The 24024-nt window shown below is 70.6% G+C and carries 25 protein-coding genes; 10 read left to right on the plus strand and 15 right to left on the minus strand.

The window, feature by feature from the left end; genetic code table 11:
- Positions 1 to 60: 60 nt before the first annotated feature.
- A complete protein-coding gene (locus tag AC1ROC_RS17405) occupies positions 61 to 429 on the plus strand; it encodes an META domain-containing protein (RefSeq protein WP_493001701.1) in 369 nt (122 codons plus the stop codon).
- Here AC1ROC_RS17405 and AC1ROC_RS17410 read toward each other — a convergent pair.
- From AC1ROC_RS17410 to AC1ROC_RS17450, 9 genes are all read right to left on the minus strand, one after another.
- On the minus strand, positions 426 to 758 hold the full coding sequence (locus AC1ROC_RS17410) for a ParB family protein (RefSeq protein WP_247597232.1): 333 nt from the start codon (positions 756 to 758) through the stop codon (positions 426 to 428). The genes AC1ROC_RS17405 and AC1ROC_RS17410 overlap by 4 nt on opposite strands.
- 65 nt (positions 759 to 823) lie before the next feature.
- Positions 824 to 1888, minus strand: coding sequence for an NAD(P)/FAD-dependent oxidoreductase (locus tag AC1ROC_RS17415; RefSeq protein ID WP_085367567.1), 1065 nt, complete (start codon positions 1886 to 1888; stop codon positions 824 to 826).
- Positions 1885 to 2409: an isoprenylcysteine carboxyl methyltransferase family protein gene (locus tag AC1ROC_RS17420; RefSeq protein ID WP_168688323.1), complete on the minus strand. Its 525-nt coding sequence runs from the start codon at positions 2407 to 2409 to the stop codon at positions 1885 to 1887. The genes AC1ROC_RS17415 and AC1ROC_RS17420 overlap by 4 nt, the downstream gene beginning before the upstream one ends.
- Complete coding sequence (locus AC1ROC_RS17425; RefSeq protein WP_493001704.1) at positions 2406 to 3524, minus strand: type III polyketide synthase; 1119 nt, start codon at positions 3522 to 3524, stop codon at positions 2406 to 2408. Before AC1ROC_RS17425 ends, AC1ROC_RS17420 begins: the two co-directional genes overlap by 4 nt.
- Positions 3525 to 3591: 67 nt before the next feature.
- Complete coding sequence (locus tag AC1ROC_RS17430; protein WP_247597234.1) at positions 3592 to 4401, minus strand: ABC transporter ATP-binding protein; 810 nt, start codon at positions 4399 to 4401, stop codon at positions 3592 to 3594.
- A 26-nt stretch (positions 4402 to 4427) separates the two neighbouring features.
- Positions 4428 to 6233: an SLC13 family permease gene (locus tag AC1ROC_RS17435; protein WP_493001706.1), complete on the minus strand. Its 1806-nt coding sequence runs from the start codon at positions 6231 to 6233 to the stop codon at positions 4428 to 4430.
- A gap of 101 nt (positions 6234 to 6334) precedes the next feature.
- Positions 6335 to 6739 carry a RidA family protein gene (locus tag AC1ROC_RS17440; RefSeq protein WP_493001708.1) on the minus strand — a complete coding sequence of 135 codons (405 nt, stop codon included), beginning with the start codon at positions 6737 to 6739 and terminating at the stop codon, positions 6335 to 6337.
- Complete coding sequence (locus AC1ROC_RS17445) at positions 6732 to 7535, minus strand: IclR family transcriptional regulator (RefSeq protein ID WP_143465508.1); 804 nt, start codon at positions 7533 to 7535, stop codon at positions 6732 to 6734. The genes AC1ROC_RS17440 and AC1ROC_RS17445 overlap by 8 nt, the downstream gene beginning before the upstream one ends.
- On the minus strand, positions 7532 to 8539 hold the full coding sequence (locus tag AC1ROC_RS17450; protein WP_493001710.1) for a sugar kinase: 1008 nt from the start codon (positions 8537 to 8539) through the stop codon (positions 7532 to 7534). Before AC1ROC_RS17450 ends, AC1ROC_RS17445 begins: the two co-directional genes overlap by 4 nt.
- 142 nt (positions 8540 to 8681) lie before the next feature.
- On the opposite strand from AC1ROC_RS17450, the gene AC1ROC_RS17455 reads away from it, so the two are divergent.
- The 8 genes from AC1ROC_RS17455 (at position 8682) to AC1ROC_RS17490 (ending at position 16017) form a co-directional block, all read left to right on the plus strand.
- The gene (locus AC1ROC_RS17455; RefSeq protein WP_493001712.1) at positions 8682 to 9932 is read left to right on the plus strand and encodes an alanine racemase; all 1251 of its coding nucleotides are present in this window, start codon (positions 8682 to 8684) and stop codon (positions 9930 to 9932) included.
- Positions 9933 to 9980: 48 nt separating this feature from the next.
- Complete coding sequence (locus AC1ROC_RS17460) at positions 9981 to 10628, plus strand: bifunctional 4-hydroxy-2-oxoglutarate aldolase/2-dehydro-3-deoxy-phosphogluconate aldolase (RefSeq protein WP_434950810.1); 648 nt, start codon at positions 9981 to 9983, stop codon at positions 10626 to 10628.
- Complete coding sequence (locus AC1ROC_RS17465; RefSeq protein WP_493001714.1) at positions 10625 to 12262, plus strand: N-acyl-D-amino-acid deacylase family protein; 1638 nt, start codon at positions 10625 to 10627, stop codon at positions 12260 to 12262. Before AC1ROC_RS17460 ends, AC1ROC_RS17465 begins: the two co-directional genes overlap by 4 nt.
- A gap of 65 nt (positions 12263 to 12327) precedes the next feature.
- Positions 12328 to 12606 carry a hypothetical protein gene (locus AC1ROC_RS17470; RefSeq protein WP_493001716.1) on the plus strand — a complete coding sequence of 93 codons (279 nt, stop codon included), beginning with the start codon at positions 12328 to 12330 and terminating at the stop codon, positions 12604 to 12606.
- 9 nt (positions 12607 to 12615) lie between these two features.
- Positions 12616 to 13236 (plus strand): hypothetical protein, encoded by a 621-nt coding sequence (locus tag AC1ROC_RS17475; RefSeq protein WP_493001718.1) that lies wholly within the window; start codon positions 12616 to 12618, stop codon positions 13234 to 13236.
- A 2-nt stretch (positions 13237 to 13238) separates the two neighbouring features.
- Complete coding sequence (locus AC1ROC_RS17480) at positions 13239 to 14357, plus strand: peptidoglycan-binding domain-containing protein (protein ID WP_493001719.1); 1119 nt, start codon at positions 13239 to 13241, stop codon at positions 14355 to 14357.
- Positions 14348 to 14947: an ATP-binding cassette domain-containing protein gene (locus tag AC1ROC_RS17485; RefSeq protein ID WP_493001720.1), complete on the plus strand. Its 600-nt coding sequence runs from the start codon at positions 14348 to 14350 to the stop codon at positions 14945 to 14947. The genes AC1ROC_RS17480 and AC1ROC_RS17485 overlap by 10 nt, the downstream gene beginning before the upstream one ends.
- The gene (locus AC1ROC_RS17490) at positions 14947 to 16017 is read left to right on the plus strand and encodes a hypothetical protein (protein WP_493001721.1); all 1071 of its coding nucleotides are present in this window, start codon (positions 14947 to 14949) and stop codon (positions 16015 to 16017) included. The genes AC1ROC_RS17485 and AC1ROC_RS17490 overlap by 1 nt, the downstream gene beginning before the upstream one ends.
- Before the next feature lie 76 nt (positions 16018 to 16093).
- Here AC1ROC_RS17490 and AC1ROC_RS17495 read toward each other — a convergent pair whose 3' ends face one another.
- The 6 genes from AC1ROC_RS17495 to AC1ROC_RS17520 all read right to left on the minus strand — a co-directional run bounded on the left by AC1ROC_RS17495 (position 16094) and on the right by AC1ROC_RS17520 (position 21673).
- Positions 16094 to 17254, minus strand: coding sequence for a mannitol-1-phosphate 5-dehydrogenase (locus AC1ROC_RS17495; protein WP_493001722.1), 1161 nt, complete (start codon positions 17252 to 17254; stop codon positions 16094 to 16096).
- 16 nt (positions 17255 to 17270) lie between these two features.
- The gene (locus tag AC1ROC_RS17500) at positions 17271 to 17708 is read right to left on the minus strand and encodes a PTS mannitol transporter subunit IIA (RefSeq protein ID WP_493001723.1); all 438 of its coding nucleotides are present in this window, start codon (positions 17706 to 17708) and stop codon (positions 17271 to 17273) included.
- Positions 17705 to 19318, minus strand: a complete 1614-nt coding sequence (locus AC1ROC_RS17505; protein WP_434950826.1) for a PTS mannitol transporter subunit IIBC — start codon at positions 19316 to 19318, stop codon at positions 17705 to 17707. Before AC1ROC_RS17505 ends, AC1ROC_RS17500 begins: the two co-directional genes overlap by 4 nt.
- 25 nt (positions 19319 to 19343) lie before the next feature.
- Complete coding sequence (gene ptsP, locus AC1ROC_RS17510) at positions 19344 to 21029, minus strand: phosphoenolpyruvate--protein phosphotransferase (RefSeq protein ID WP_493001724.1); 1686 nt, start codon at positions 21027 to 21029, stop codon at positions 19344 to 19346.
- A gap of 2 nt (positions 21030 to 21031) precedes the next feature.
- Complete coding sequence (locus AC1ROC_RS17515) at positions 21032 to 21298, minus strand: HPr family phosphocarrier protein (protein WP_085367583.1); 267 nt, start codon at positions 21296 to 21298, stop codon at positions 21032 to 21034.
- A 66-nt stretch (positions 21299 to 21364) separates the two neighbouring features.
- Complete coding sequence (locus tag AC1ROC_RS17520; RefSeq protein ID WP_085367584.1) at positions 21365 to 21673, minus strand: PTS sugar transporter subunit IIB; 309 nt, start codon at positions 21671 to 21673, stop codon at positions 21365 to 21367.
- 164 nt (positions 21674 to 21837) lie between these two features.
- Here AC1ROC_RS17520 and AC1ROC_RS17525 point away from each other — a divergent pair, with 164 nt between their 5' ends.
- Positions 21838 to 23748 carry a BglG family transcription antiterminator gene (locus AC1ROC_RS17525; RefSeq protein WP_085367670.1) on the plus strand — a complete coding sequence of 637 codons (1911 nt, stop codon included), beginning with the start codon at positions 21838 to 21840 and terminating at the stop codon, positions 23746 to 23748.
- Positions 23749 to 24024: the final 276 nt, after the last annotated feature.

Raw genomic sequence — 24024 nt, forward strand, 5'->3', positions numbered from 1 at the left:
GTACGGAAACGAGAGTGCGCAAGCATTCCGCTGGAAGCTCACCACCACTAGGTTTTAGCCATGAAGACCGTCAGGTTCGTCCGCCCCGTCATCGCCGTCGCCGCCGCACTTGTGCTGACCGCCCTCGCAGGATGCTCGTCGTCCGGCTCATCGTTCACCGGCTCGTGGGGAGAGGACACGGCGGGCAAGCCGTCCCTGACGATCGAGTCCGACGGCACGTTCCACGGGAACGACGGGTGCAACGACATGAGCGGCAAGGGCACCATCTCGGGAGACACGTTCACGTTCGGGCCGTTCGCCTCCACGCTGAAGGCCTGCGAGGGCGTCACGCCGTGGCTGAATCTCGCGCACACCGCGAAGGTGGATGGCGACACGCTCACCGTCTACAAGAACGGCGGCGACAAGCTGGGAACGCTCGACAAGCGCTAGAACCCGATCGGGCGGCCGGGAGTGAGCGGCTCGTCGCTTCCGGCAAACTCCGCGCCCTCGTTGTACGCGACCTCGCGGCGCTCGATCTCGGCGACCAGCGCCTTGTTGAGCATCTCGGACCAGCTGCTGTCCTTCTCCTCGAACGAGGTGGCCCGGTATGCCGTCCTCGCGCGGTTGCGCAGACCCTCGGTGAGGTAGAACGTGATCGTGGTGCGACGCGACAGCCCGGTCACCCCGGCGACGGTGGTGGGCTGCAGCCGGAACTCGGAGGTGACGTCCGCCGCGCTGTCGTCCGTCTCATCCCCGTCGGACTGGACCGCATCGACCACCGTGCACCTCGCAAAATACCGCATCTGACTATCGACCGTGTCACATACTATACGGAATCCCAGGGTCAGCGTGAAAGCCGCTCCACGATCGACCCGAAGAGCCGCGGGCGCGTCGCGGCCATCGGCACGATGCGGCCGCGCAGCGGGGAGCGGGCGGCGGTGACCAGGGCGGAGGTGAGCATCCGGAAGTCGCGTGTCGTCGTTCGCCAGGCCCTCTCGTACTGCGACGGGTCTGCAGCGAGCACGGCGCCGACGGCGGCGCGCGCCTGTGCGAAGCCGACGCGCATCCCCTCGCCGGTGAGCGCATCCACGTATCCGGAGGCGTCTCCCACCAGCATCAGGCGACCGGAGGTGCGTCTCGTGGTGCGCTGCAGGAGCGGGCCCGCGCCGCGCACGGAGCTGACGGCATCCACCCCCGCCAGCCGGTCGGCCAGCTGCGGGATGCTCGCGAGGGCCGCATCCTGGTCGAGCGGTCGGGGGCCGAGAACGGCGACGCCCACGAGATTGTCGTCGACCGGCGTCACGTACGCCTCGACGTCGTCGGCCCAGTGCACCTCGACCAGGTCGGTCCACGGTGGGATCGCGTAATGGCGGCGCACGCCGAAGCGGCGGCGCGCATCCGGTTGCTGCCTGCCCTCCAGGCCGGCCAGGCGGCGCAGCGGGGAATGCAAGCCGTCCGCCGCGATCAGCCACGGGGCCGTGCGGGTGCCGCCGGACGGGTGCGCCGCATCGGTCGCGATGGTCACGGTGGCCGCGTCCGCGCCGTTGTCCAGTCCGACGACGCGGGCCCGTTCGACGGTCGCGCCCAGCTCGACGGCGCGGGTGGCGAGCGCCTGCTGCAGCACGGTCCTGCGCACGCCGCGGCCCGTCCGCTGGGCGAACGCGTGCTCGACCCTGCGCGACCCGTCCAGGTAGGCGATCCCGGACAGCGGATGGCCGGCGGGATCGACCCCCATCAGGTGCAGCGCGGCCAGCGCTCCCGGCATCAGGCCCTCGCCGCACGCCTTGTCGATCGGGTCGTCCCTCGCCTCGATCACCAGCACCTCGATGCCTGCCAGGCGTGCCTCGATCGCACACGCCAGCCCGACAGGGCCCGCCCCGACGACGATCAGGCCGGGCCGGTCGCTCATGCCCGCGCCGGCTCCACCGAGGCCAGTGCCTTGTTCTCGCACGGGATGCGCACGGCCAGCAGCAGCACGGCGTTCAGCACGGTGAAGGCGATGGCCGTGATCCACGCCGTGTGCACGAGGGGGAGCGCGAAGCCCTCGACCACCACGGCGACGTAGTTGGGGTGCTTCAGCCAGCGGTACGGCCCGCGCGTCACCAGCGGCAGGTCGCGCACGATGATGACCCTCGTGTTCCAGCGCGGCCCGAGCGCGGCGATGCACCACCAGCGCAGCGCCTGGCTGGCGAGCACGAGCACCAGCATCGGCCAGCCCAGCCACGGGATGAACGGACGGTCGCCGAACCACACCTCGGCCAGGCAGGCCAGCAGCAGCCCGGTGTGCAGCGCCACCATCGGCGGGAAGTGCCCTCGGCCGAACTCGACCCCTCCGCGCGCGAACGACCAGGCGGCATTGCGGGAGGAGACGATCAGCTCGGCGATGCGCTCGCCGCCGGTGGCGAGCACCAGGATCGTGTAGAGGATCACGCCGCGGCGCCGATCGCCGGGGCGGCGGGCGCGACGTCAGGCATGGCGTCGTCCGACCAGCGCAGCAGCACCAGCTCGGCGGTGACGCCGGGGCCGAGCGCGAAGAGCAGGCCGTTCGTGCCCGGCGCGTGGTGCGCATCCATCAGCTCGGCCAGCACGTGCAGGACCGCGGCGGACGACAGGTTGCCGACGCGCGCCAGCGACCGCCAGCTGGCGTCGAGCGCGCCGTCCGGCAGGTCGAGCGCCCGCGAGAACGCTTCGAGCACCTTCGGGCCGCCCGGATGCGCCGCCCAGGCCCCGACGTCGCCGATGGTCAGGTCGTGCGCGGCCAGCAGGCCCTCGGCATCCGAGGCGAAGTTGCGGTCGATCACCTCGGGAACACCGGCGCTGAGGACGATGCGGAACCCGGTGCCTCCGATGTCCCAGCCGATCACGTCCGCGGTGTCCGGGTAGATGCGGCTGCGGGTGTCGACCACCTCGGGGCCGGGTAGACCCAGCTGCTTCGCGCGCTGGTCGCCCACCATGATCACGGCGGCGGCTCCGTCGCCGAACAGGCCACTGGCGACGATGTTCGCCATCGAGTCGTCGCTGGCCTGCACCGTGAGCGAGCAGAGCTCGACGGACAGCAGCACGGCCACCTCGTTCGGATGGCCGACCAGGTAGTCGTTCACCCGGGCGATCCCGGCCGCGCCGGCCACGCAGCCGAGCCCGAAGCTCGGCAGCCGTTTGACGTCGCTGCGGAGTCCGAGTCTCTGCACGAGTTGCGCGTCGATCGACGGTGCCGCGATGCCGGTCACCGAGGTGAACAGCAGGAAGTCGACATCCGTCGGCTGCAGCCCGGCCGCGGCGAGGGCCCCGGTGAGCGCGCGCTCGGCGAGCGTCGTGCCCTCGGCGATGAAGAAGTCGTTCGACTCCTGGAAAGATGCGATCGAACTGTACCGTTCGAGCGGCATCACGAGGTTCCGCGTCTCCACCCCACTGGATGCGTGGATGCGGCGCATGACCGCTTGGCGCCCTGGATCGGCGGTGATCATCGCGAGCAGAGCCGCGGTGATCTCGCCCTGGCTGTAACTCCGGTCGGGCACGACCGGAGCCACCGACACGATGCGGCTCACAAGCGCAACGTACCACCGCGTGGAGGCCGCGAGACCGGGTTGCGGACTATTCCCATTTTGGCTGCGGTCAGCCGGTGATCACGGCCCGTCGCGCCGCGGTGCGCACCGCCCACCGGCCGTCCGTCCTGGTGAGCGAGAGCGGGTAGTCGAGGGTCTCCGAGATGAGCTCGCTGGTGAGCACGTCGTCGGCGGAGCCCTGCGCGACGATGCGGCCGTCGCGCAGCAGCATCGCGTGGGTCGTGGTCGCCGGAAGCTCCTCGAGGTGGTGCGTGACGAGCACGCTCGCCAGGTCGGGATGCTCGGCGCGCAGACCGTCGATCCTGTCGAGCAGGTGCTCCCTCGCGGCGATGTCGAGTCCGGTGCTCGGTTCGTCGAGCAGCAGCAGGTGCGGGTCGGGCAGGAGGGCGCGGGCGATCAGGGCGCGACCGCGCTCTCCCTGCGACAGCACCGGCCAGACGGCGTCGGCGAGGTCGCGCATCCCGAGCAGCTGGACGAGGTCGTCCGCTCTGCGCTCCTGCTCGGCGGTCGGCTCCCAGCGCATCATGCGTTCGGTGGTGCCCGTCGCTCCGGTGAGCACGACGTCGCGCACGGTGAGCGGCGAGCGCACCTCGTGGCGCGGGTTCACGTGCCCGATCAGGCCGCGCAGCTCGCGCAGGTCGACGCGTCCGAGGCGCCGGCCGAGCACCTCCACGGTGCCGCGGGTGGGGTGCACGACGGCGCCGAGCATGCTCAGGATGGTGCTCTTGCCTGCGCCGTTCGAACCGATCAGCGCCCAGTGCTCTCCGGCGTGCACGCGCATCCCGATGTCGTCGAGGATCGTCCTGCCCCCGCGCACGAAGCCGACACCGTCCACCTGCAACACGACTCGCTCTTCCACGCCTCCATCGTGGCAGCAATCGCGGGCTAGAACGGCCAGATGAGCGGGACGAGGAAGACAGCGGCGGCGAGGAAGAGGGCGACGAGCGCGAGGCCGTAGCGCCAGTAGTCGCCGAAGCGCAGACCGGCCGGTCCCATGATCATGAAGTTGGCCGGGGTCGCGACCGGGGTGAGGAACGCGGCGGCGCAGACCACCGCGACCGCCATCAGGAAGGGGAGGGGTGAGACGCCGAGCTCCCCGGCGACGGAGACGGCGATCGGAGCGATGATGAGCGCCGTGGCCGTGTTGCTGATCAGCTGGCCGAAGATGAGCGCCACCACGCACAGCGACGCCAGCACCAGCAGAGGGCCGTACCTCCCGACCGCGGAGACCAGGCCGTTGGCGATCAGCTCGGCCGCGCCCGTCTTGGTGATGGCCGTCGACATCGGGATCATGCCGCCCACCAGCAGCAGGGTGGTCCACGAGATGGAGCGGTGTGCGCGCTCGACGGTGACGACGCGGGCGAGCACCATCGCGGCGGCGGCGAGGAGGCCGACCACGGCGGGTGGCACGACGCCGGTGGCCAGTGCGGCCACCATCAGCACGAGGACGGCCAGGGCGATCCAGGCCCGGGCGCCGAGCGGGGCGGCCTGCCTGCGCAGCTGGTCCGGTTCGTCGACGACGAGCACTGCCGGGTCGGCGAGGTTGAGGTCGAGCTTGTCCCAGCGGCCCTGCACCAGGAGGGTGTCGCCCGATTCGAGCACGATGGTCTGCGCGTCGATCGGCTCGCCGGAGCGCTGCACGGCCAGGATGACGAGGTCGCCGCTCTCGGTGACCATCCCCGGGAACACGGTCTCGCCGACCATGCTCGACCGCGGGGCGACCACCACCTCCGCCACACCGTACGTGGAGTCGATGAGCGCGTCCGTGCGCCCGAGCGCGCCGTTGACGCCCAGGCCCGCGAGCTTGTTGTCGTGCTTCAGGATGCGGATGCTCGCGGTGTCACCGCGGAGCAGCAGGCGGTCGCCGGGGCGTACGACGTCCCCGGCCGGGCGGTGGTCCGTGCCCTGCACGGCAATCAGCTGCACGGCCGACTGGTCGCCGAGGCTGAGCGTCGCCGTCGGGCGGCCGATCAGGGGAGAGCCGCCGCGCACCCGTACCCTGGCGAACGGCTGCGGCGACGCGTACTCGCCGAGCAGCGTCCTGGCGTGGTCGCTCAGGTCGCGTGGCATGGTCGCCGGGCGGCGATCCGGGATGAGCCAGCGGCCGAACAGCACGGTGATGAGCACCGTGCCGACCACCAGCACGGCGCCGATGGCGGTGAAGTCGAAGAAGCCGAACCCTCCGTGCCCGGTGGTCGCCGCCAGTTCGGAGATGATGACGTTGACCGGGCTGCCGGTGAGGGTGAGCAGCGAACCGGCGTGGGCGCCGAACGCGAGCGGCAGCAGCAGGCGCGATGGGGCGACAGAGATCCGGGAGGCGACGACCACCACGACGGGCAACAGGGCGGCGACCGCGCCGTTCACGCTGATCAGGGCGGACAGCACGGCGACCACGAGCATCACGAGCACGGTCAGCACCGCCGTCTTGGTGCCGCCGCGGGCGACGAGCTGCTGCCCGGCCCATCCGGTGAGTCCGGAAGCGTCGAGGCCTTCGGCGACCACGAACAGTGCGGCGATCAGCACGACGGCGGGATCGGCGAATCCGGCGAACGCCTCGTGGAGATCGAGGATCCCGGTGGCCAGGAGCGCGAGCGACGCGCCGACCGCCACGAGTCCCGTCGGAACCTTGCCGCTCACGAAGGCGACCACGGTGACGCCGAGGATCACCATCGTCACCGCGATGTCGTTCACACCCTGACCATACTGCCCGCCCCCGCCCCCGCAAATGCATGCATTTCAGCCAGGCGCGGACCGGGCCGGGGGCGGGACGGGTCAGGTCAGCTCAGCTCAGCTCAGGCGAGGACGGCGAGCGCGTCGATCTCGACGAGCATCTCGGCGCGGGGGAGCCCGGTGAAGACGGTGGTGCGGGCCGGGAGGACGCCGGAGGCGACGCGCGGGGCGATGAAGGCGCCGAATGCGTCGTTCATCGCGGCGAAGTCGTCGCGGGTGGTGAGGTAGACGCGCAGCATCATCACGTCCTCGAAGGTCGCGCCGCCCGCCGCCAGGATCGCCTCGACGTTCTGCAGCGTGCGGGTGGTCTGCGCGGCCACGTCGCCGGGGAAGAGGTATTCGTTCGTCGCAGGGTCGACGGGACCCTGACCGGAGACCTGCACGAACGGGCCGCGCTTCACCCCCTGCGAGAAGGTGTGCGCCGGGGCGGGGGCGTCGGTGGTGGAGATCGCGGTGCGGTCAGTCATCGGTGTCCTTTCGAGACGGTCGAGATGGGGTGGTCGGAGGAAGGAAAGGGGAATCGCCGGTGAAGCCGAGCTCCGCCGAGATGCGGGCGGTCGCGTCGTGCAGCGCAGGAAGCAGGCCGAGGACGCCCTCGTACGGCAGCACGACATTCGGCACGGAGACGGACACGGCGGCCGCGATGCGCCCGTCCGCGCCGAACACCGGGGCGCCGACGCAGTTCATGAACGTCTCGTGCTCCTCGTGGTCCTGCGCCCAGCCGCGTTCTGCGCTGCGGCGCACCTCGTCGATCAGCTCGGCGGCCGACCCGATGGTATTGCCGGTGAAGCGCTCGAAGTCGACAGTGGATGCGACCCGCGCCAGCTCGGCATCGTCCAGCCCGCCGAGCAGCACCTTGGCCACCGCCGTGGCGTGCAGCGCGGCCGGCAGCCCCACCCGCGAGTACATCCGCAGCGGCTGCCGGGATTCGACCTTGTCGATGTAGGTCACCGTCCCGCCGTCGTATGCGGCGAGGTGCACGGTCTGGCCGGTGGCGGCGCCGAGCGCGCGCAGCACCGGGGAGGCCACGCCCCGCACATCCCGGGTGTCGAGCGCGGTCTGCGCCAGCGTGAACACCGTCGAGCCGACGTGGTAGCGGTACTCGGAGTCGCGGGTGACGTACCCGTGCTCTTCGAGCGTCCTGAGCAGCCGGAGCACCGTGGTCTTGTGCACGCCGACAGCCTCGGCGAGGGCGTCGAGCGTCCGGGTGCCGTTCGAGACGAGGTCGAGCAGGTCGAGCGCGCGGGAGAGGGACTGGCTCACGACGCCGTCCGCCAGGGGATGTCGCCGGGATGCACGTGCCACGCCGACCAGGTGGCGTCCGGTGCGTCCGCGAGCAGGTCGCGCTCTCGCGCATCCGGGACCGTCAGCGGGCGATCGCCGTGGCCGATCAGCGTCAGCGCCGCGAGGGCGTGGCCGAGCCGCAGGCACGCGGCGGCCGACCTGCCCTCGGAGAGCCCGGCGAGGTAGCCGGCGGCGAAGGCATCGCCCGCCCCGACCGGCTCGACCACCTCGACCGTGAGGCAGGCGACGTGCGTCTCCTCCCCCTCCCGCAGGTAGCTGGATGCGCGGCGAGAGTCGTCTTTGAGCACCACCCGTTCGAGCAGTGGATGCGCGTCGAACAGCCGCTGCGGGTCGCTGTGCCCGAAATATGCCTCCGCCTCGTCCGCGCCGACGAACAGCGTCCCGGCTTGCCCGACGAGCGCGTCGAGCGGCGCCGTGTCCCTGCCGTGCCAGAGCCGCGGCCGGTGGTTGAGGTCGACGCTGATGGTGGTGGCCGGCCCCGTCGTCTCGCGGAGGGACGCGACCGCCTGAGCTGCGCTGTCCGAGATGGCGGCGGTGATGCCGCTAGTGTGCACGATGGCGGCGTCGCGGAGAATGCTCGCCGCCGGGTCTGCCGCGAGGGTGCCCGGCCCGATGGCGGACGCGGCGGACCCGCTGCGGTAGTAGTGCATCCTGGTGCCTGCCCCGTGCGGGCCGCTTGTGGTCTCTTTGACGTAGATGCCGGTCGGGCGGCTGTCGTCCGTCTCGACCGCGGACAGGTCGAGGCCGGCGTCGGTCGCGGTGGCGCGGATGCGCTCGCCGAAGCCGTCGTCGCCGAGGCGCGAGATCCACGCGGTGGGGATGCCCATCCTGGCGAGGGAGGTGGCGACGTTGAACTCGGCCCCGCCGACGTCGGAGCCGAACGTCTCCGCCTCGGCGAGCGGCCGGTGCGCGTCCGGGTAGAGGACGACCATGGCCTCTCCGATGGTCACCAGTCTGCCCACGCGCACCTCGTCTCGTGTCGTCCCGTGCCGTCTGGGATGGTCGGCGCTGCGCCGGGGTTTCGCCGGGGATGGTCGTCATGCTAGAACAGGGAGAACAGTTTATGCAATCTACGTTGCGCTCTGTGCAACGCGAAGGAGTCGTGTGCTCGCCAGCAAGGCCATGCCGCTCGCATACACCGCGGACGAGGTCGCCGCGCTCGCCGAGCGCCGCCCGCCGCTGACCGACTTCCCCACGCCGCTCGTCACGGTGAGCGAGGCCGCCGTGCAGCACAACCTCGACACGATGGCCGCCTGGTGCGCGGCGGCCGGAGTGGGCATCGCCCCGCACGGCAAGACGACGATGAACCGCGAACTCTGGCAGCGCCAGCTCGACGCCGGCGCCTGGGGCATCACGGTCGCGACCCCCTGGCAGCTGTCGGTCGCCCTGGAGTGGGGCATCCCGCGGGTGATGCTCGCCAACGCCCTGGTGCAACCGGATGCGCTGCGTTTCGTGGCTCCGCACGCCGAGCGCGTGCTGGTGTGGGCGGACTCGGTGCGCGCGGTGGAGATCATGGATGCCGTGCTGGCGACGGCGGACGACCGAACCTCGCCGCTCGGCGTGCTGGTCGAGCTCGGCGCTCCGGGAGGGCGCACCGGGGCGCGCAGCGTGGAGGACGCGCTGGCCGTGGCCGAGGCGGTCGCCGCATCCACCGGCCTGCGGCTGGCGGGGGTGGCCGGGTACGAGGGCGCTCTCGCGCACGACGGCACGGACGCCGCGCTCGGGGTCGTGCGTTCCTACCTCCAGCGGATGCTCGCCCTGCACGACGCGATCGAGGCCGCCGGACTCTACCCGGACGACGCCCCGACGATTCTCACGGCGGGCGGCAGCGCATACTTCGACGTGGTCGCCGAGGTGCTCGCGCCCCGCCGCGACCTGGCCGGGGAGCGCGGGCGGGCGGTCGACGTGCTGCTGCGCTCCGGCGCGTACATCACCCACGACGACGGCTTCTACAGCGGCATCACTCCGCTCGGCCGCGGCCCGGGGGGTGAGTTCCGTTCGGCGATCCACGGCTGGGCGACCGTCGTCTCCCGTCCGGAGCCCGGCCTGGTGCTGGTGGATGCGGGCAAGCGCGACTTCCCGTACGACGAGGGGCTGCCGGTGCCGCAGGCACTTCGACGGTTCGGCGAGCGCACCGTGACCCCGTTCCCCGACGCCGTCGCCACCGCGATGAACGACCAGCACACCTTCGTGCGCGTGCCGGAGTCTGCAGAGGTCGAGGTGGGCGACGTGATCCGCTTCGGCCTGTCTCACCCGTGCACCACCTTCGACAAGTGGCGGGCGCTGCCGGTGGTGGACGACGTCACGGCGGAGACGCCGCGCGTCATCGGCCTGCTGGAGACAGCGTTCGGCTGACCCCGCCGCACCACCCCCCCGACCACCGACCACCCAGCGCAGGAGCCCATGAGCCACACCGACCCCACCCTCCTCGACACCCTCCGTGCCGACCGCGCCATCACCGTCGTCCGCGCCCCGCGCATCGACGACCCCTCCGCGCTCTGCGCCGCCCTGGCCTCCGGCGGCATCCGCGCGGTCGAGTTCACCTTCACCACCCCCGGCGTCGAGCGGATCGTCGCCGAGGCGGCAGCAGCCGCGTCCGAGCACGGAGCGCTGGTGGGCGCCGGGACCGTCACCGACGAGGTCAAGGCCGAGGCCGCCATCGCCGCCGGAGCCCGCTTCATCGTGACCCCCGGGCTGCACGACGGGGTCGCGGCGATCTGCCGCGAGGCGGGCATCCCGTTCCTGCTGGGGGCGCTGACCCCGACCGAGGTGATGCGTGCCGTGGAGGCCGGAGCCGCCGCGGTGAAGATCTTCCCGGCGACGCTCGTCGGCCCCGGCTACCTGAAAGACCTCGGCGGCCCGTTCCCCGGCGTCGAATTCGTGCCGTCCGGCGGCCTGCGTGCCGACAACGCGGCCGCGTGGGTGCAGGCGGGGGCGCTCGCCGTCACCGCTGGATCGAGCGTGGTGTCCGCCGCGACCATCGAGGCCGCCGACTGGGATGCGATCACCGAGCGGGCGGCGGAGTTCCGGGCGGCGGCCCTCCGGCCGTGAGCGGGGAAGCCGCGCCCGGCGCATCCACTGGCGCATCCACTCTCCTCCGCGGCGGCCTGGTGCTCGATGGGTCCGGCAGCCCCGGCCGGGTCGCCGACGTGCTGCTGCACGGCGACAGGATCGCGGAGGTCGGCCGGCACCTCACCGCTCCCGGCGCCCGCATCGTCGACGCATCCGGGCTGGCCGTCGCGCCCGGCTTCATCGATATGCACGCGCACTCCGACCTCGCCGTGCTCACCGACAGCGCGCACCTCGCCAAGGTCTCGCAGGGCGTCACGACCGAGGTTCTCGGCCAGGACGGCCTCTCCTACGTCCCGGCGACCGACGCCACCATGCCGATCCTGCGCGAGCAGCTGGCCGGCTGGAACGGCATCCCGGACGGCCTCGACTTCTCCTGGCGCAGCGTCGCGGACTACCTCGCAGCGGTGGATGCACGCGGCACGGCCGCGAACGTCGCGTACCTCGTCCCGCAGGGCTCTGTCCGCATGGCCGTCGTCGGCACCGAGAACCGCCTGGCCACCCCCGCCGAGCTGGACGGCATGCGCGCCATCGTCGTCGCCGGGATGCGCGACGGAGCGTTCGGCCTGTCCTCCGGTCTCACCTACGTGCCGGGGATGTTCGCCGACACCGCCGAGCTCGCCGCCCTCTGCGCCGTCGTCGCCGAGCACGGCGGCTTCTACGCACCGCACCAGCGCTCGTACGGCGCTGGAGCGCTCGACGCCTACGCCGAGATGGTCGCCATCGCCCGCGACACGGGATGCGCGCTCCATCTCACCCACGCGACGATGAACTTCGGCGTCAACCGCGGGAGGGCGGGCGACCTGATCGACCTGATCGACGGCGCCATCGCCGACGGCATCGACCTCACCATCGACACCTATCCATACCTCGCGGGCTCCACCACCCTCTCCGCGCTGCTGCCCAGCTGGTCGGCGGTCGGCGGACCGGAGGCGACCATCGCCCGCCTCGCCGACCCGGCCGTGCGGGCCAGTGTCGCCCACGAGCTGGAGGTGGTCGGCACGGACGGCTGCCACGGCGTGCCCGTCGATTGGGCCACCGTCGAGATCTCCGGCGTGCGAGACGCCGCCCTCTCCGCTGCGGTCGGCCGCACCATCGCCGCCATCGCCGCCGACCAGGGCGTCCCGCCCACCGAGGCGTACTTCGACCTGCTCGTCGCCGACCGGCTCGGCACGAGCATCCTGCAGCACGTCGGAGACGAGCAGAACGTCCGCACGATGATGCGGCACCCGCGGCACACCGGCGGAAGTGACGGCATCCTGGTCGGCGCGAAGCCGCATCCGCGGTCGTGGGGCACGTTCCCGCGCTACCTCGGCCACTACGCGCGGGAGGAGGGCGTGCTCACCCTCGAAGACGCGATCGTGCACCTCTCCGCCCGCCCGGCGGCACGGTTGGGGCTGACCGACCGCGGGCGGATCACGCCCGGGATGATTGCCGACCTGGTGCTCTTCGACCCGGCCACCGTCGCCGACCGCGCGACCTACGACGATCCGAGGCGGCAGGCGGAGGGCATCCCGTGGGTGTTCGTCGCCGGGCGGCCGGTGATCGCGGACGGGAGGCGCACCGGCGAGACGCCGGGTCGTGCCCTGCGGAAGGCATTGATTACAAACATTTGACGCTTCACATATTAATGCTAATTTCCTAGGAAGTGTCACAGCGGACACGACGGAAGGAAACTGCAATGCAGCACGGAATCACTAAGAAGATCGCAGGGATCGCTGTCGCCGCCGGGATCATGAGCGGGACAGGCCTGGCCTCCGCAGCGCCCGCGCAGGCCGCGACCTATCACGTCGGTCTCTCTACCTGGCAGGCATACAACTACCCCGACTCCGCTGGAAAGATCCGTCATTTCAATAGCACCACCAGCGGGGTCAAGTACGCGGCATGGGCGGCGAAGGGTGGCACGTCGAAGCAGAACGTGTGTTGGGCCGGCATGACCGGGTACGGGTTCCAGATCTAGGTGCCCGGCGTGCGCAAGCTGAGCGTGCGGGCTACGGTCGTCTGGTTCGGGGCCGGCACAGCTCTCTTCCTTCTCGGCGGCTGCGCTACGGCCTCGGAGAGTGTGCCGAAAGCGTCGGGTGCGTCCTCCGAGGAGGTGCCGACATTCACTGGCCCCTGGGCCGCCGAGTTCGCCGAGAACTATCGAGAGACCGACGACGAGACGGCACGGACTATCCTCGCCAAGGAATCAATCACCGACGCCGACTACTCCGAGATCAGTGACACGTTCGTGGCCTGTATGGCCGCCAAGAACTTCACCGTGACGATCGACGACGAATATGGCGCGTTCTCCGTCACGAACAGCTTCGATGGGGAGGACCCTGTACTGAAGGCTGCGTACACGGCCTGCGCGTCTGGCTTCAATGCTGTCAGCGGTCTGCGAGCGCAAATGCTTCGAAACCCTGAACGATTGGACGAGAACACGATCGTCGCAGCGTGTCTGGTCAAGAAGGGTCTGGTTGATCCGGGGTACACCGCGAAGGACTATGCGCGCGACCTGGAGGACTGGAGCTTTCCGTTCGGCCACGACTCGATGAAGGCCGGTGAGTGCTTCAGCGACCCTCTTGAACTCAGCAACCGGGCGGGCTGACGGTGCCCTTCCGCCGCCGCACCCCGGGCGCCGCACGGCGGCGCATCCCCGGCCGTGTCTCGCTGCTGGTGGCGGTGGGTGCCGCCACGCTCAGCGTCGGCCTGTCGATCGGGGTCGCCATCGCTCCGGCGAGCACCCCGGCCGACATCGCACGCTCGGCGGGCACCGGCACCGTGCCCGTCTTGTCGCAACAGTTCGCCGACGGGCGACAGCTGAGTCTCGCCGTCGCACCTGGTGCTCAGCGCACCCTCGCGTTCCCGCGGGAGGGGCGTGTGACCGCGATGAGTTGCGTGGCGGGCGATGAGCTGGCGTCTGGGAGCTCTGCCGTGTCCGTCAACGACGAAGCGCTCATCCTGCTCGCCACGGGGCAGCCGCTGTGGCGCGACCTGTCGGTGGGGGACAAGGGCCCGGATGTGTCTGCCCTGCAGGCCGAGCTGGCTCGGCTCGGGCACGACGTCGTCGCGGACGGGACGCTCGGCCGTGGATCGCTCTCGGCCGTGCGCGCGCTGGCCAAGGGGCTCGGGCATCCGTCGGCGGACTGGCAGACCGTGCCGGCCGACCTGTTCGTGTGGTTGCCTGCTCCGGTGGTCACCGCCGTGTCCTGCGACGCGCAGGTGGGCGACCAGGTCGCCGCTGGGGATCCGCTCGCCACGCTGACGCGTGCTGTCGCGTCCGCATCGGTGCAGGGCATCCCGCCCGAAGCGGTTCCCGGCGAGCGCGTCATCGTCGTCGACGACGCGACCATCCCGGTGGATGCGCACGGTGCCGTCGTCGCGGAGGAGTCGCTGCGCATCCTGGCCGATACCCCCTCCTATCGCTCCGCGCTCGGCGGCGGGCAGGGGCAGGCACACGGGCAGGGACAACAGGACGCCGGGGGTCAGGACGGCGCCGTGACGGTGTCCGTGGATTTCCGGCTCGCCGAACCCGTCGCGACGCTCGTCGTGCCGCCCGCGGCCCTGTACGCGATCGAGCAGGAGGATGCGTGCATCCTGAGCGGTGGCACGCCGCACGCGGTGCGGCTGATCGGCTCGCAGCTCGGCAAGACGTTCGTCCAGCTCACCGCCCCGGCGACAGTGACGCGCGTCGACCTCGGCGTGCGGGGTGCACCGCCGTGCAGGTAGCGGCCACCGGGCTCACGCACCGCTTCGGCGACGCCGCGCCCCTGTTCGCCGACGTGAGCTTCAGCCTCCTGCCGAACAACGTCTACGCCCTCACCGGACCGTCCGGCTCCGGCAAGAGCACGCTGCTCAGCATCCTCGCCGGATGGACCGAGCCGACAGGCGGGACCGTGGAGCGCGACGGCATCCAATCCACCGCCTGGGTGTTCCAGAATCCGCACGGCGTTCCCGGGAGAACGGCCGAGGATCACGTCGCCCTTCCGCTCCTCGCCCGCGGGATGCTGCACGCTGAGGCCCGCGCCGAAGCCCGGCAGAGGCTCGCGCGGGTGGGGCTGGCGGCGGTCGCGTCCGCGCCGTTCCACCAGCTCTCCGGCGGCGAGGCGCAGCGGCTCATGCTGGCGCGCGGGATGGCGGCGGCGCCCGACCTTCTGCTCGTCGACGAACCGACGGCCCAGCTCGACACGACGTCGTCCGACGCGGTCAACCAGGCGCTGTCGACGCTCGCGGAGGACGGGACCATCGTGGTCGTCGCGACCCACGACGCCCGCACCCGGGATGCGTGCACCGCCGCCATCGACCTGGCAGCACACTGATGCGCCCGCTCGCGATCCTCACCGAGGCGCTGCTCAACCTCCGCTCCGGCACCACCAAGGGCGGGATCTTCGGGGCCGTGCTCTGCGTGATCCTGGTGGCACTCGCTGCGGTGGAGGTGAGCACGGTCGCCGCGCTGCAGGATGAGGGGCGCCGCTATCGCGCATCCGGCGCCGCGACCATCGTCTACGTTGCCGACGGGCGCATCGACGGCGCGGTCTGCGAGAGCCTGGCCGACGTCGACGGGGTGCGCGCCGCCGGCGCGATCCGGGCAGCGGAAAAGGTGACCGTCGACCGGCTGCCGGGGTCGCGCATCCCGGCGTTCGCGGTGAGTCCGAGATTCGGCGGGTTCGAGTCGCTGGGCAGCGCGCGGCCGGGCGCAGGCGTGCTGGTGTCCGCCGAGGTCGCGGAGACGCTGGGGTCCCGGGTCGGCGACCCGCTGATGATGCGGGAGGGCTCGACGGTGGTCGGCGGCGTGTACGACTACGCCGCCGACGGCCGGATGCCCGGCCTGGGCTACGCCATCCTGATGCCGACGAGCGACGACCGTGCGTTCGATCAGTGCTGGCTGGAAGTCTGGCCCCAGTCGGCCGCCGTGGAGAGGCTGCTGCCGACGACGGTTCGCTCGAATACCGGCACGAGCGATTCACGAGCGCCGCAGCTGCAGCAGCTCAACTCGACGCTCGGCGTCCGTTTCGATGGGGCAGGGCGGTTCGACGTCCGGGTCACCCGGTTCGCACCCCCGGCTGCCGCTGTCGTCGCAGCCGCGCTCGCGTTCATCGCCGCGTGGCGGAGACGGCTGGAGTTCGCTGCGGCCAGGCACAGCGGCGTGCGTGGGGGAGACCTGGCCGTGCAGGTCGTCATCGAGACGACGTTCTGGGCAGTTCTCGCCGGGCTCTGGGCATCCGGGGCTACGGCGGTCATCGTCGCGGGAGCGGGCGACCCCGCGGCGCTCACCGAGCTCGCCGCCCGGGTGATCGTCTCCGGGGCCGCCGCTACCCTGGTCGGCGCCATCGCCGCGGTGCTGCTCGCGCGAGAGAAGCAGCTCTTCGTCTACTTCAAACGGCGCTGAGGCAGACGGCGCTGAGGCAAACGGCGCTGACGGCAAACCTCGCCGCCAGCGCCGTCGTCACTCACGGTCGCAGGACCTATCTGGCAGACTCCTGCACACCGCGCACCGTCGCGACCAGCGGCGCGAACAGGCGCTCGTCGTCCGTGATCCCGGTGATCTCGCGCACGATGTCCTCCGCGGACGCCTCGCGCAGCAGCTGCTGCAGCTCGACGCTCTGGGTGTCCTCCGGAACGTCGAACCGCAGGGCGGCGCCGACGGCCGTGAGCAGCGCATCCGGGATCCCTCCCGTGTACTGCACGTAGTCGGCGGCCGGGCCGATGAAGCGGTCGTCGCGGCCGAGCTTGCGCAGCGGCTCGCGGCCGACGCGGGTCACCTCGTCGACCAGGTACGGGTTCGTGAACCTGTCCAGGATCTTCGCCCGGTACGCTGCCAGGTCGGCTGCGTCGAGGCCGTGTTTGGCCGCCAGCGCCGCCGACGTCTCCTCCAGTGCCGCCTCGGCCGCGGAGCGCACGGCGGGGATCGCGATGGCCTCGCTGATCGTCGTCGCTCCCGCCAGGAAGCCGGTGTACGCCACCGTCGCGTGCCCGGTGTTCACCGTGAACAGCTTGCGCTCGATGTACGGCGCGAGCGAGTCGACGAAGTGCGCGCCGGGGATGCTCGGCTCCGCCCCCGCGAACGGGCTGCGGTCGACCACCCACTCGTAGAACGCCTCGACCGTCACGTCGATCCCGGCATCGGGTGCCTGGGCGGGCACGATGCGGTCGACGGCGGTGTTGGCGAAGATCGCCTTCGCGGCCAGCGCATCCCGGGTCTCGTCGTCCGGCAGGCCGTCGAACAGCTCGGCGGCGAGCAGGTCGGTCGCGCCGATCGCGTTCTCGCACGCCATCACGGCGAGCCGCGGGGCGTCGTCTGCGCGGGCGGCGAGCCCGGCGGCGATCACCGGCGCGACGAAGCGCAGGATGCGCGGGCCCACCGCCGTGGTGACGATGTCGGCCGACGCGATCTCCGCGACCAGTGCCGCCTCGTCCGTCGCGCTGTTGATCGCACGGAAGCCGTCCACCACGGTGGTCTTCGACTGCTCTCCGACCTCGTGGACGCTGTAGGAGTCCGCAGCGGCCAGGGCGTCGATCAGCTCGGCGTTGACATCCGCGAACACCACCTCGTACCCGGCTTCGTGGAGCAGGAGCCCCACGAAGCCGCGGCCGATGTTGCCCGCACCGAAGTGGACGGCTTTCATGCGTTCCTCACCCGTCCTATTCGTTCACGTCGCCGAGGAGCGCGAACAGGGCGTCCGCATCCGGTGCGTCGAGCAGTTTCTGCACGTCGTCCTCCTCCGAGAAGAGGATCGCGATCTTGGACAGGATCTCCAGGTGCTCGTTGTTCTGCCCGGCGATGCCGACGACGAACCGCACCTCCTCGCCGCCCCAGTCGAGCGGGGAGGAGTACCGGATGAACGACAGGGCGGACCGCTTGATCTCGTCCTTGGATTCGTTGGTGCCGTGCGGGATCGCGAGGCCGTTGCCCATGAAGGTCGAGACGGTGTTCTCGCGGTCCTGCATCGAGTCGACGTACGCGGGCTCCACCGCTCCCGCGGCCACCAGCAGGGCGCCGGCCTCGTGGATGGCGTCCTCCCTGGTGGATGCGGTCCCCGCCGCCACCACGTTGGCCCTGTCGAGAATTGTGTCTGTCATCGGTTCGCGTCCTCCGGAGTGTTCTGCTGCGCCTTCACGAGGTCGACCACCTCGTCGTAGCGCGGGCTGTTCATGAAGTTGTCCACCGAGACGTGCTGCGACGCGGGGGACTGGCCCTTCGCGCGGTCGGTCAGCTCGCGCTGGGTGATCACGAGGTCGGCGGTGCCGTCGAGGTTGCTGATGGCCTGGTTCGTCACCGTCACCCCTTCGATGCCCGCCTTCTTGATCTTGTTGCGGAGGACGGAGGCGCCCATCGCGCTCGACCCCATCCCAGCGTCGCACGCGAACACGATGTTGCGCACGAGCCGCGACGTCGCGTCGCCCTGGGCGTCACCGGTGTCGTGCTCTCCCTCGTTGACGAGGCTCTGCAGCACGCTCGACTCCTTGCCCTTGTTGGCCTGGGTCGCGGCGACGGCCGCCGTCATGTCACCGGCGTTGCCCGCAGCGAGGTCGCGCTTGCGGCTCGCACGCAGGATGACGGAGCAGACGATGAACGAAACGGCGGCCGCTCCGATCACCGAGAGCACCACGCCGACGAGGCTCGGGCCGGGGGTCTGCAGCAGCACGGCGATGATCGAGCCGGGGGAGGCCGGAGCGCGGAGGCCGGTCTGGAACGCGGCGTTGATCGCGACACCGGTCATACCGCCGGCGATGGCGCCGATGATCAGGATCGGCTTCATCAGCACGTACGGGAAGTAGATCTCGTGGATGCCACCGAAGAACTGGATGATGATCGCGCCGGGTGCGCTCGCCCGGGCGACGCCGAGGCCGAAGAACGAGTACGCGGCCAGGATGCCGAGACCGGGGCCGGGGTTCGCCTCGAGGAGGAACAGGATCGACTTGCCGGTCTGCTGCGCCTGCTCGATGCCGAGCGGGGTGAGCACGCCGTGGTTGATCGCGTTGTTGAGGAACAGCACCTTGCCCGGCTCGATCAGGATGCTCGCGAGCGGCAGCAGGTGCAGGGACACCAGCCAGTTCACCGCACCGCCGAGCACGCTGCTCAGCCATTCGACGATCGGTGCGATGCCGAAGAACGCACCGATCGACAACAGCATGCCGACGATGCCGGCCGAGAAGTTGTTCACCAGCATCTCGAAGCCGGCCTTGATCTTGCCGTCCCAGATGCGGTCCACCTGCTTGATCACATATGCACCGAGCGGGCCCATGATCATCGCGCCGATGAACATCGGGATGTTGCTGCCGACGATCACACCCATCGTGGCGATGGAGCCGACCACGCCGCCACGCACGCCGTAGACCATGCGGCCACCGGTGTTCGCGATCAGCAGGGGCAGCAGGTAGGTGATCATCGGGCCGACGAGGCCCACGTACTGGTTGAAGGTGTGACCACTCGGGTCCTGCGCCAGCACGGTGGCGGCGCCTTCCCAGCCGATCTTCGCCTGGTCGCCGAAACCGCCGAGGATGCCGCTGATCGCCCAGTTGGTGCTCTGCAGCCAGCCGGTCGCGATGAAGAGTGCCGTGATGAACCCCCAGGCGATGAACGCAGGGATGTTCGGCATGACCATGTTCGAGAGGAAGGTTCCGAAGCGCTGCACGTGAACGCGCGCGCCGTTCGGCTTCCGTGTCGTCGTCTCTGACGCCGTGGACATTGTGGTGCCTCGTTTCTTGTCGGGGTTACTGTGGGGGGCGCCCGGAGATGGCGGCGCGAACCGCATCCCGGGCCTCTGCCGCGCCATCGGCGGCCAGTGCGATCCCGGCCAGGTTCTTCGCCTGGTCGAGGGTGAAGCGCTTGATGGACATGCGCACGTCGGCGATCGCCGCCGGCGACATCGAGAGGGTCGTCGCGCCGAGGCCGACGAGCACGACGGCGAGCAGCGGGTCGGCCGCGGCCTCTCCGCAGATGCCGACCGGCTTGCCGAGGTCGCTTCCCGCCTTGCCGACCTCGCCGATCAGGCGGAGGACGGCCGGGTGCCACGGGTCCTGGAACCCGGCGACGGAGCCGAGCAGGCGGTCGGCGGCGAGCGTGTACTGGGTGAGGTCGTTGGTGCCGATGGAGGCGAACGCCGCCTCGCGCAGGATGCGGTCCGCTGTCAGCGCTGCCGACGGGATCTCCACCATCACGCCGACGGTCTTCAGCCCGAACTCGGACGCCAGCTGCACGAAGTAGCGGGTCTCCTCGACCGTCGCGACCATCGGCGCCATCACCCAGAGGTCGGCGTCCGTCGCGGCGTCGGCTTCGGCGAGGGCCGTCAGCTGCTCGCGCAGCAGGTCCTCGTTGGCGTGGAGCGCGCGCAGGCCGCGCAGGCCGAGCGCCGGGTTGTCCTCGTGCGCGTCGTTCAGGAACTCGAGCGGCTTGTCCGCGCCCGCGTCCAGCACGCGCGCGACCACCTTCTGGCCGGGGAACGCCGACAGCAGCCGGATGTACTCCGCCCGCTGCTGCTCGACGGTCGGGGCCATGCGCTGGTCGAGGAAGAGGAACTCGGTGCGGAACAGGCCGACGCCCTCGGCACCCGCATCCACTGCCTTCTGTGCGCCGTCTGCCGAACCGAGGTTGGCGAGCAGCGGGATGGCGGTGCCGTCGGCGAGCGTGCCCGGTTCGGTTCCCCCGCTGAGGGCGGCCTCGCGGTCGGCGATGCGGCGCTCTGCATCGGCGCGGCGTTCGGCGTCCGGTGCGACCGTGACGGTTCCGGATGCGGCGTCCACCACGATCTCGGTGCCGTCGGCGATGGCGTCCGCCCCTGCCACGCCGACGATGGCGACGATGGCCTTCTCGCGCGCCAGGATCGCGGTGTGCGACGTCGGTCCGCCCTCGCGGGTGACCAGGCCGAGCACCTTGGTCAGGTCGAGCAGGGCGGTGTCGGCCGGCGCGAGGTCGTGCGCGACCAGGATGTACGGGGTGTCGGACTGCGGCACGCCGGGCGCCGGGCGGCCGGACAGTGCGGAGATCACGCGCTGGGCGACATCGTCCAGGTCGGTCGCGCGCTCTCCCATGTATCCGCCGAGGCCGATGAGCATGTCGCGGAAGACGGCGAAACCCTCGAACACGGCGCGTTCCGCGGTCTTGCCGGAATCGATGCGGTCGGAGACGTCGGAGGCGAGGGTGGAGTCCTCCGCCATCATCGACTGGGCTTCGAGCACGTCGGCCGCGGTGCCATCCACCTTCGCGGCGCGGGCGCGCAGGTCGTCTGCGACGGCGGCGACCGCGGACGCGAAGCGTGCGCGCTCCTCGTCCGGGGTGCTGGTGCTCGGGGTGTCAGCGGGCTCGGGAAGCGGGTCGGACATCCGGAGCACGGGGCCGATGGCGATGCCCTGGCCGATGCCTGCCCCGGTGAGGATGTCGGTTGCGGTGGTGTCGGACATGATCAGGCGTCGTGATCCGTCGCGAGGATCTCGGCGAGGTCGTCGAGCACGGCCTCACCGCCCGGCGCGTCCGTGGTGAGAACGATCTTGTCCCCGTGGTCGATGCCCAGGGAGATGACGCCCAGGATGCTTCCCGCGTCGACGGTCTTGCCGCCCTCCTTGGTCAGCTTCACCTGCGCGCCGGATTTGCCGACGGCCTCGACGAACAGCTTCGCCGGGCGCGCGTGCAGCCCGTGGGTCGATCCGACGGTGATGATCCGCTCAGCCATGATTCTGTGCTCCTTCGGTGTCGCTCGGGAACGTTTCCCGGCTTCCCATATTCATAGTCTCGCTGCTCACAGGGCCGCAGCCTGTGCGTCGAGAGCCAGGTCGAGGGCCGCGGACCCGTCGATCGCAGCGGGGGAGACGGCGGGCAGCACGGCGACGGCGGCGCCGGACGATGCCGCCAGTTCCTGCAGGGCGGGGAGCTGCGGCGAGAGGTGCGCACCGACGAGGACGACGTCGACGCCCGCGTACGACTCGAGCTGGCTGGCGCTCCCTGCGACGACGTTCGCGTCGACACCACGAGCGGCTGCTGCTGTGCGCAGCTTCAGGGCGACGAACGTGCTCGACGCGCCGGCGCCACAGACGACCAGGATCTTCATTGACCTGCCTTGCCTTTCGAGATGGTGCGGATGGAGCCTCTTCGATGCTTGTCCGCATCCACCGGTCGTGCCAGCAGCGTTTCTTCCTCCTGTGCGGAAAGATCGTCGGGGAGCGGCCACCGTGCGGTCAGGAGGTGGTTGACTCGGGGAGAAAGGTGGTCGCGGTGGCCCTCTCGGCGAAGCAGACGAGAATGCTGGACATTCTCGCGCGCCGTGCTGCCTGGGTGACGGCCGCCGACCTCGCGAGCGAACTCGGTGTGACCACCCGCAGCATCCGCAGCTACACCGCCGCGCTCAAGGAGTTGGTCGAGTCCGGCGCAAGCGGCTATCGGCTCGACCGGGAGGCATACGACGCCTTCCTCGCCGACGCGGCAGCGGGAGCGGGCAGCGGCGAGACCGCGGACTCGCCGCAGGAGCGGCTCGTCTTCCTCGTGCGCCGCCTGCTCGACGAGCCGGACGGCATCGACGTGTTCGAGACGGCGGAGAGCCTGTTCGTCAGCGACTCCACCATCGAGTCCGACCTGACCAGGATGCGCGGCCTCCTCGCGGACACCGAGCTCACGCTCACGCGCAGGGGCCCCGTCGTGCAACTGGCCGGCCCGGAGATCGCCCGGCGCAAGCTGTTGAGCCGCCTGTTCCGTGACGAGATGCGCCAGGGGGTGGTCGACATCGCGCGCATCCAGGAGGCGTTCGCGTCCGAGGGGCTGGCGAGCTTCAAGTCCGACCTGGTCGAGATGCTGGATGCCCGGGGCTTCTTCGTCAACGAGTACGGCATCAACGACGTGCTGCTGCACATGGCGGTCGCGCTCGACCGCGTCGCCAAGAACCGGGTGCTCCCCGCCGCAGCCGATCCGGAGGTGAGCGAGACCATCCGCACCCTCGCCGACGACCTCGGCACGCTCGTCACCACGCACTTCGACGTGGTGCTCGACCCCACGGAGCTGCGGTACCTGGCGATCCTGCTGCGCACCAGGGTGATCGCGCCAGGGGCGGGATCCGACACGGTCGCCGAGTTCGTGAGCGACGACGATCTGGAGGTGGTGCGCGGGATCGTGGCACGCGCATCCACCGAGTACCTGGTGGACCTGCGGGACGAGAACTTCATCGTGCGCCTCACGCTGCACGTGCAGAACCTGGTGGCGCGCGCCCACGAGAAGACGTACTCGCGCAACCCGCTGACCCGCTCGATCAAGAGCTCGTACCCGATGATCTACGAGCTGGCCGTCTACATCGCGAGCCGGTTGCAGGCCGCGGAGGACATCGTGGTCAACGACGACGAGATCGCGTACATCGCGATGCACGTCGGCGCATACCTGGAGCAGCAGTCACGCCGGAGGGATGCGGTCACCTGCGCGGTCATCTGCCCCAACTATTACGACATGCACATCCTGCTCAGGGAGCGGCTGGAGAGCGCGCTCGGCGACGAACTCGACGTGACGAGCGTGATCACCTCGACGGAGGCCGACTGGGATGCGATCGACGCCGACCTCGTGCTGAGCACGATCGAGCCGCGCGGCCGCAGAGAGAACACGGTGATCGTGCAGCCGTTCCTGACCGAGGCGGACATCGAGCACACACGCCAGGCCATCGCGCGCATCCGTCGTCAGCGTCGCCGGGCGCGGATCAAGAACGACCTGCTGGAGTACTTCGACGAGCGGCTCTTCCTACGGAACTTCTACGCCCGCGACCCTGACTCGATGATCAGGGCGCTCGGCGACAGGATGATCGCGGCCGGCGCGATCGACCAGGACTACGTCGACCAGACCATCGAGCGCGAGCACATGTCGTCGACGGCGTTCACCGACTCGCTGGCGGTGCCGCACGCGATGACGATGAGCGCCAAGCGCACGGCCATCGCCATCGTGGTCAACGACACCGCGATGGACTGGGGGGATGCGCGGGTCAACGTCATCGCATACATCGCGTTCGACGCGGGCGGCCGGGCATCCTTCCAGACGGTCTTCGACCAGTTCGTCGAGGTCTTCTCCGACCGCGAGACGGTGCTCTCCCTCATCCGCCGCACGGCCACGTTCCCCACCTTCATCGACGAGCTCGTCCGCATCATCGACTCGTGAGCGCCACCCCGCCGCGCCCCTTCTTGTGAGCGGCTAACGGGATTCGTCTGACCGCGACGTGACGGTTTCTGGAGCCTTCCGCGGCTGAGGGCGACCACTCACGAGGATGGCGAGTTGCCTCCGCCGCTGAGGAACGGCGAGTGCCCAGACGAGCGTGGAGACGCCGAGGGCCGCGACGGCCATGAGGCCGTAATTCACGGCGAGTACCAGCACGTCTATGCCGGTGGGAATGAGGGGGTTTCGCTCCATTGCACGCTCCTAACGTGCCACGAGTAT

It is taken from the genome of Leifsonia sp. GW821-FHT13C05, from assembly GCF_058806515.1.